This is a genomic window from Acinetobacter sp. YH12063, assembly GCF_013419715.1.
GTDB classification, from domain to species: Bacteria; Pseudomonadota; Gammaproteobacteria; order Pseudomonadales; family Moraxellaceae; genus Acinetobacter; species Acinetobacter amyesii.
In genome coordinates this window covers 1-7,788 of record NZ_VOZO01000031.1, presented here as the reverse complement: position 1 = coordinate 7,788, position 7,788 = coordinate 1, and the positions used below count along the sequence as shown (strand labels likewise).

Annotated in this window: 8 protein-coding genes and 1 pseudogene; 7 read left to right on the top strand and 2 right to left on the bottom strand. The window is 38.3% G+C overall.

Annotation, left to right across the window (positions count from 1 at the left end):
• Positions 1-1,073, top strand: a 1,073-nt coding sequence (gene msr(E), locus FTU12_RS16055) for an ABC-F type ribosomal protection protein Msr(E) (protein WP_180114983.1), incomplete at its 5' end; no start/stop codon positions are given.
• A gap of 55 nt (positions 1,074-1,128) precedes the next feature.
• On the top strand, positions 1,129-2,013 hold the full coding sequence (locus FTU12_RS16050; protein WP_000155092.1) for an Mph(E) family macrolide 2'-phosphotransferase: 885 nt from the start codon (positions 1,129-1,131) through the stop codon (positions 2,011-2,013).
• 138 nt (positions 2,014-2,151) lie between these two features.
• Here the strand turns inward: FTU12_RS16050 and FTU12_RS16045 are convergent, their stop codons facing one another.
• A complete protein-coding gene (locus FTU12_RS16045) occupies positions 2,152-2,583 on the bottom strand; it encodes a hypothetical protein (protein WP_039090891.1) in 432 nt (143 codons plus the stop codon).
• Positions 2,584-2,600: 17 nt separating this feature from the next.
• On the bottom strand, positions 2,601-2,867 hold the full coding sequence (locus tag FTU12_RS16040; protein WP_088749624.1) for a mobilization protein: 267 nt from the start codon (positions 2,865-2,867) through the stop codon (positions 2,601-2,603).
• A 208-nt stretch (positions 2,868-3,075) separates the two neighbouring features.
• Between FTU12_RS16040 and mobQ the strand changes: the two genes are divergently transcribed.
• The 5 genes and pseudogenes from mobQ to msr(E) (FTU12_RS16015) form a co-directional block, all read left to right on the top strand.
• Positions 3,076-4,512 (top strand): MobQ family relaxase, encoded by a 1,437-nt coding sequence (gene mobQ / locus FTU12_RS16035; protein WP_107111964.1) that lies wholly within the window; start codon positions 3,076-3,078, stop codon positions 4,510-4,512.
• Between the two features lie 101 nt (positions 4,513-4,613).
• On the top strand, positions 4,614-4,847 hold the full coding sequence (locus FTU12_RS16030) for a hypothetical protein (RefSeq protein ID WP_068553069.1): 234 nt from the start codon (positions 4,614-4,616) through the stop codon (positions 4,845-4,847).
• Between the two features lie 202 nt (positions 4,848-5,049).
• On the top strand, positions 5,050-5,979 hold the full coding sequence (gene repM, locus FTU12_RS16025) for a replication initiation protein RepM (RefSeq protein WP_068553070.1): 930 nt from the start codon (positions 5,050-5,052) through the stop codon (positions 5,977-5,979).
• A gap of 66 nt (positions 5,980-6,045) precedes the next feature.
• Positions 6,046-6,588 carry a plasmid replication DNA-binding protein gene (locus FTU12_RS16020; RefSeq protein WP_004896925.1) on the top strand — a complete coding sequence of 181 codons (543 nt, stop codon included), beginning with the start codon at positions 6,046-6,048 and terminating at the stop codon, positions 6,586-6,588.
• 670 nt (positions 6,589-7,258) lie between these two features.
• Positions 7,259-7,788: pseudogene (msr(E), locus tag FTU12_RS16015) on the top strand (ABC-F type ribosomal protection protein Msr(E)); the annotation flags it as partial.

Genomic DNA, 7,788 nt, shown 5'->3' with positions numbered 1-7,788 from the left:
TAGATCTACTTATTGGTCAACTTAAAGCATTTGATGGAGCATTACTTGTTATCAGTCATGACCGATATTTTCTTGATATGGTTGTAGACAAGATATGGGAGTTAAAAGACGGTAAAATTACGGAATATTGGGGTGGTTACTCGGATTACTTGCGTCAAAAAGAAGAAGAGCGACAACACCAAGCCGTAGAATATGAGCTGATGATGAAGGAACGGGAGCGATTAGAATCTGCTGTGCAAGAAAAACGCCAGCAAGCTAATCGATTAGACAATAAGAAAAAAGGAGAAAAATCCAAAAACTCTACCGAAAGTGCTGGACGACTTGGGCATGCAAAAATGACTGGCACCAAGCAAAGAAAACTGTATCAGGCAGCTAAGAGTATGGAAAAGCGTTTGGCTGCATTAGAAGATATTCAAGCACCAGAGCATTTGCGTTCTATTCGTTTTCGTCAAAGTTCAGCCCTAGAACTGCACAATAAGTTCCCGATTACGGCAGATGGTCTGAGCTTAAAATTTGGTAGCCGTACTATCTTTGATGACGCTAACTTTATAATACCGCTTGGCGCTAAAGTCGCTATAACTGGATCGAATGGAACAGGGAAAACGTCCTTGTTAAAAATGATATCAGAACGTGCTGATGGATTAACCATATCTCCAAAAGCTGAAATTGGCTACTTTACACAAACAGGATATAAATTTAACACGCATAAATCTGTGCTCTCCTTTATGCAGGAAGAGTGCGAGTACACAGTTGCGGAAATTCGTGCAGTATTGGCTTCAATGGGGATCGGAGCGAATGATATTCAAAAAAACTTATCCGACTTATCGGGAGGTGAAATCATCAAACTGCTTTTATCCAAAATGCTTTTAGGAAAATATAATATTTTGCTTATGGATGAACCAGGAAACTATCTTGACCTAAAAAGTATTGCCGCATTAGAAACAATGATGAAGTCCTATGCAGGAACTATTATCTTCGTATCTCATGACAAGCAATTGGTCGATAATATTGCTGACATTATCTACGAGATCAAAGACCACAAAATCATCAAGACTTTTGAGAGAGATTGTTAATGATAGCCAATCTAATCCGAACATTAATTATTGAACTCTTTAAAGGAAATTAAAAATGACAATTCAAGATATTCAATCACTTGCTGAAGCACACGGCTTGTTGCTTACGGACAAAATGAATTTCAATGAAATGGGCATTGATTTTAAGGTCGTTTTTGCTCTTGATACAAAGGGGCAACAATGGTTGCTGCGTATTCCTCGTCGTGATGGCATGAGGGAACAAATCAAGAAAGAAAAACGCATTTTAGAATTGGTAAAAAAACATCTTTCTGTAGAGGTTCCTGATTGGAGAATTTCATCTACAGAATTAGTGGCTTATCCCATACTTAAAGATAATCCTGTTTTAAATTTGGATGCTGAAACCTATGAAATAATTTGGAATATGGACAAAGATAGCCCGAAATACATAACATCTTTGGCAAAAACCTTATTTGAAATCCATAGTATTCCTGAAAAAGAAGTTCGGGAAAATGATTTGAAAATTATGAAACCTTCAGATTTAAGACCTGAAATAGCAAACAATTTGCAGTTAGTAAAATCTGAAATTGGTATAAGTGAGCAATTGGAAACCCGCTACAGAAAATGGTTGGATAATGATGTTCTATGGGCAGATTTCACCCAATTTATACATGGCGATTTATATGCTGGGCATGTACTAGCTTCAAAGGATGGAGCTGTTTCAGGCGTTATTGATTGGTCAACAGCCCATATAGATGACCCAGCGATTGATTTTGCTGGGCATGTAACTTTGTTTGGAGAAGAAAGCCTCAAAACTCTAATCATCGAGTATGAAAAACTAGGGGGTAAAGTTTGGAATAAACTATATGAACAGACTTTAGAAAGAGCAGCGGCCTCTCCTTTGATGTATGGTTTATTTGCCTTAGAAACTCAAAATGAAAGCCTTATCGTTGGAGCAAAAGCTCAGTTGGGAGTTATATAATTTAAAAATATGATTGCTGAGAACTGCCTTGTTTTGAAACTTGGTTGGCTTTAATTAGTTTTTAGTATTCTTTATAGAAAATGCCTCGATCAAGGGGCATTTCTAACAATCATTTAACATAAAATTTCTTATGCGAAATTACATACCAACTTTAACCACATTGTGGACAGGTTGGATTTTAGAGATAAGAAAAACTTCTAGGGCATTTGCTAAATAAGCCGTATCACGCTCAAAGCCTATTGTAATGATGGATCCAGCATCTTTCAGTCTTGGATCTATCGCAATATATTCAGTTTTATCTTCATTCCATCGGCAATATTTCATTACCCTGGCGCTTAAGCCATTACCACGATAACGGCCAGCACCTCTAGAAGTCCCAACACCGATATAAGTCACTAAATCCCCTTTGACAAACGCATATACACCTTGTTTATCGTAATTAGGAATTTTTCCAAAATTAAAATGTACTGGTGACCATTCAGGAGGCTTTCCTAATAGGTCTACATTCCAGTGATGTTCGAAGAATAATTCTGTATTACGTATTAACTTATTAAGTGTTGGATCTTCCACTACTTATCCCTCAAAATTTATAAATTAAAAAGCTTTCGGTCACGCTCATCTGTTAAATACTTATCCATCTGAGCAATTAATTTAGCTCTGGCTTGTTCATCATCTTCAGTGATCTTTAGCATACAGGATCCAATTAAAATTTTGCGTCTGGTATCATCCTTTCGAGCTTGTTCTTTCTCTTTAGCACGTTCTCTTGCCAGTGCTGCCTGTCTTTGAGCCTTTAACTGCTTTAGCTTTTCTTCCTGTGCTTTGATTTTGCTGTCTAGTGTTTCAGTAACGCTCATTAATCCAATACCATCATCCTGGGAAACCATCCCTAACATAAGCGCACTTGAATATGCATTCAAGGTGCTATATGTATAGTAATGTTTTCCTCGAAGAGCGCACTTATGCAAACTTCGTTTGCAAGTACGATTGGGGTCTCCCCAATACCCCGACAACCGTATCCACGGTTGTACTTCACTACGTGAAAATTTAAAAGCGAAAATAGGCATGGCGATTTACCACTTTTCAGTCAAAACCGTAGCACGATCAGCAGGGCGTTCCGCTACTGCTGCGATTGCCTATCGGGCAGGTGAAAAGATCTATTGTGAACGTGAGGGCCGAGAACATGATTACAGCCGAAAAACAGGTGTGGAATATAAAGAAATTTATTTACCCGAAGGCGCACCAGAACATTTAAAAAACCGGGAAAGACTCTGGAACGAAGTTGAACAACGGGAAACCCGAAAAAACTCGACAGTTGCCCGAGAATTTGAAATCGCTTTTCCAAGTGAATTAAATCAGGAACAACGCCTGGCCATGCTCGAAGAGCTATGCGCCAGTATCGTGGACAGACACCAGGTAGCCGTCGATGCCTGTATTCATGCACCGCATACTGGATCTGGTAGTGATGAACGCAATTATCACGCGCATATCCTGATGAGCACACGCAAACTTACTCAGGAAGGCTTCACCGAGAAAACCCGGGAACTGGATCAGAAACACAGTGGAGAAATCGAACACTGGCGCGAACACTTTGCCGATATCTGCAATATGCACCTGGATCTGGCTGGATACACTGCCCGAGTCGACCACCGCAGCTACAAAGACCAGGAGAATGGTTTAGAAGCCACGCTGCACGAAGGGCCGAAAGTCACCGAACTGCGCCGAAAAGGGATTGAGACCGAAATCAGCCGAAGCAATGACGAAATCAAACAGAGAAATCAGGCTCAGCTGCAATACAGCAAAAATATGGATCTGCTGATTGCTGAAAATGAGATCAAACTCAGCACACTGAAAACAGAACAGCAGATCCAAATCAAAAATAGCGCTAAAACGCCACCAATTGACGAAAAAGCCCTGTTTGAGGAAAAACAGAGGGAAACCCTTGGCAAAGTGCTAAAACGCGAAATCAGCGCAAAAGACGCGAATCTAGACCTGGATTTCATGCAGCGTAATCTCAAACAAGCCGAAATAACCCTGACCAAGCACCACAAACATCAAAATGAGTTCAATCAGCAGCTTGCCCAGGAGATCGTGAAAAGCGGACTCAAGCAAAGTCATGACAAATTGCAAAGCCTGGTCGATCAACACAACGAATTAACTCAGAACAAACCCTTACTGTTTGGAAAAAAAGCCTGGGAAGCCCAACGTGATGCGATTTACCAGGAGCACAAAAAGCTGAAAGGTCAGCATGAACACCAGAAAAAACATGGTGTGAAGGATTTATTGGAAAATGACAAATTCAAAGAACATGCCTGGAAGCAGTACCAACAACAACATCCAGCCAAAGCCAAGCAATACCAGACTCTATACCCATCCTATCAAGTCATTAAAAAATGTGTGGATGAGATCAAAGCAGAACAACAGATGAAACTCAGACAGGAACAACAGCTCAAAGCACAGCAACATGCGCCTAAAATGAAATCTCGTGGCATGAGTCGCTAAACAGAGCGAGTGTCTACGAGCGAACTGAGAAAATTTGCCCATCCCTTTCCCTGATTACAAGCTCCCTATCCATCAATCACCTGCTTTACAGAGCATCCCGAATGGGTGCGAACTTTCCAAATTTGATTCCTAAACCGAGCGTAGCGAGAAAAAAAGCTCATGAGCGAAGCGAATTCCGAGCTGCTTTTGATCTTGCTTTTGCTTTTTCTCAAATTCACGAAAATATGAACCAAAAATTGCCCCGACGAATCGAGCGAAAGCGAGATTCAATAGAGTTTGAGCGAAGCGAAAACCAAGGGCAATTTTTTACTCCCTGGGCTTTTAATTATTTTTAAGCTTTTAAATGCTTTTAATTAAGCTGTAATCCTTTATTCATAATGGTTCTAGAGATATTAAAACGAGGTTTACCTTGCATTAAAACGAGGTTTACCTTGCATTAAAACGAGGTTTACCTTGCATTAAAACGAGGTTTACCTTGCATTAAGCGAGATAATTATATAACCTCGTCTTATTGAATTAAAAATATAATCTTTTCATATGAAAACAGAACTAGTTGTTAAAGATAACGCCTTAATCAATGCCAGTTATAACCTCGATCTAGTTGAACAGAGGTTAATTCTCCTAGCTATTGTTGAAGCAAGGGAATCGGGTAAAGGGATAAATGCTAATGATCCACTAACAGTTCATGCTGAAAGTTATATTAATCAGTTTGGTGTACATCGAAATACGGCTTATCAGGCGTTAAAAGATGCTTGCGATGACTTGTTTGCAAGACAATTCAGTTATCAGAGTCTTAGTGAAAAAGGTAACACTATTAATCACAAATCAAGATGGGTGAGCGAGGTGGCTTATATTGATAATGAAGCTGTCGTTAGACTTATTTTTGCCCCTGCTATTGTGCCTTTAATTACTAGGTTAGAAGAACAATTTACAAAGTATGAAATACAACAAATAAGTAATTTAACAAGTGCTTATGCTGTTCGTTTATATGAAATATTGATTGCATGGCGTAGTACTGGAAAAACGCCTCTCATAACTATGTATGATTTTAGACAAAAAATAGGTGTACTCGAGACTGAATACAAACGAATGTATGATTTTAAAAAATATGTTTTAGACATTGCATTAAAACAAGTAAATGAACATACCGATATTATTGTCAAAGTTGAACAGCATAAAACAGGTAGATCTATTACTGGTTTTTCATTTAGCTTTAAACAGAAAAAATCAGCCACGCATTCAGTCGAATCTAAAAGAGATCCGAATACATTAGACCTCTTTTCAAAAATAACAGATAAACAACGCCATCTATTCGCCAACAAGCTCTCAGAGCTTCCTGAGATGAGTAAATATTCACAAGGCACAGAAAGCTATCAGCAGTTTGCTGTACGTATAGCTGCCATGCTGCAAGATGCAGAGAAATTTAAGGAATTACTTCCTTTACTCAGAAAATTAGGATTTCAATGACATTGTTAATTGAAATTGTTAAGTTAACAGTCAGGTATTAACACAAGTTGAAAACTGGTTTACATAATGAAAAAACTGTCAGTTTCAGAGTTAGCTAAGCTTTATGGATATTCAAGACAAGCCATATATGCACATATAAACAAAGGAAATTTATCTAAAGGATCTGATGGATTAATTGACTTTTCAGAGGCCCTAAGAGTTTTTGGGGAACCACAAAAAAAAGAGGATACAGTCAATCAAAGTCAATCAATTAACAGTCAAAACTTGACAGAAGTTGACTTACTAAAACGTCAAGTTGACATACTGGAAAAACAATTAAATCAGGCAATACAGAGAGAAAATCAATCTTTAGAACGTGAATCGTTTTATCAAGAACAGATTGAAGCTATGCAGCGCTTACTAGAAGCACCAAAAGCCAATATGACTACCTTTACCGATCAGAGCTTTAAACAGGATATAGCAACGGATCCTCGGTCGGAACTAGCAACGAACTATGACGAATTGACTACTCCTCAGCAAGACAATAAGCGTATTCCTATCCCGGAGCATGTTGAACCAGAACAGAAGAAGAGAGGCTTCCTAAGCCGCTTTTTCCTTCCATATGGTTAGCCAAGACTCCAGTTTTTTGAAGAGCCAATTTCAGTGCAAGCACTTGAAATAATGACTCCTCAAAAAACCGGATGATGTTTATTAAAACTGAATAAAACCGTGGAACATCGCTCAATTAGTGATCGTGGAACATGAATAATCAATAAAAAGCCGTTCTGGTGCCCTATACTCCAGAACGGCTTACGTTAATATAATGATATTTAAAGAGAAATATCAAGCATTTCGTATAAGGTGTATTATGTTAATTTTAGAAAATCTTCACTACTATTATTTTAAAATAAGCCTTATATCCAAGCATAAAACAAGGTTGTCTAGACTTCTTTTAACAGTAAAGTTATCATAAAACTGAATTTTATTTTTTAGGTAAGTTTATGCATTCTATCCGCATTCGTTAAGACACAACTATTTGCATAGTGACACTATTTTATAATGGTGGGCTTTTGTTGTGTCTTTAAGAATATATGCGGATATATAAAGTAAAAGTATGCTTAATTTATAAGTATGCTTTTAGTGCATAGTTTCCAGTTATAACTTAATTGACTAGCTATTTGTCCACCCTGTGGATGAATAGCTTTTTTTTTGGGAGGACACTGTGATGCTAGCTTTTGTTTTCACCTAAATCCTGTTTGCTGCATAAAAAATTTCAAGAGCTAAACAGGAGTAAATAAAAATGAGTTTAATTATTAAAGCGAGAAACATACGCTTGGATTATGCTGGGCGTGATGTTTTGGATATTGATGAATTGGAAATTCACTCTTATGACCGTATTGGTCTTGTGGGTGATAACGGAGCAGGAAAGAGTAGTTTACTCAAAGTACTTAATGGCGAAATTGTTTTAGCCGAAGCGACATTACAGCGTTTTGGTGATTTTGCACATATCAGCCAACTGGGCGGAATCGAAATAGAAACGGTCGAAGACCGGGCAATGTTATCTCGCCTTGGTGTTTCCAATGTACAAAACGACACAATGAGTGGCGGAGAGGAAACTCGTGCAAAAATTGCTGCCGCATTTTCCCAACAAGTACATGGCATTCTAGCGGATGAACCAACCAGCCACCTTGATCTCAATGGAATAGATCTACTTATTGGTCAACTTAAAGCATTTGATGGAGCATTACTTGTTATCAGTCATGACCGATATTTTCTTGATATGGTTGTAGACAAGATATGGGAGTTAAAAGACGGTAAAATTACGGAATA

Coding starts and splice junctions, on each gene's coding strand:
- FTU12_RS16030 (WP_068553069.1), top strand. CDS start 4,614: ATGGGTGCGAACTTTCCAAATTTGATTCCTAAACCGAGCGTAGCGAGA.
- FTU12_RS16040 (WP_088749624.1), bottom strand. CDS start 2,867: ATGAGCGTTACTGAAACACTAGACAGCAAAATCAAAGCACAGGAAGAA.
- mobQ (WP_107111964.1), top strand. CDS start 3,076: ATGGCGATTTACCACTTTTCAGTCAAAACCGTAGCACGATCAGCAGGG.
- FTU12_RS16050 (WP_000155092.1), top strand. CDS start 1,129: ATGACAATTCAAGATATTCAATCACTTGCTGAAGCACACGGCTTGTTG.
- repM (WP_068553070.1), top strand. CDS start 5,050: ATGAAAACAGAACTAGTTGTTAAAGATAACGCCTTAATCAATGCCAGT.
- FTU12_RS16020 (WP_004896925.1), top strand. CDS start 6,046: ATGAAAAAACTGTCAGTTTCAGAGTTAGCTAAGCTTTATGGATATTCA.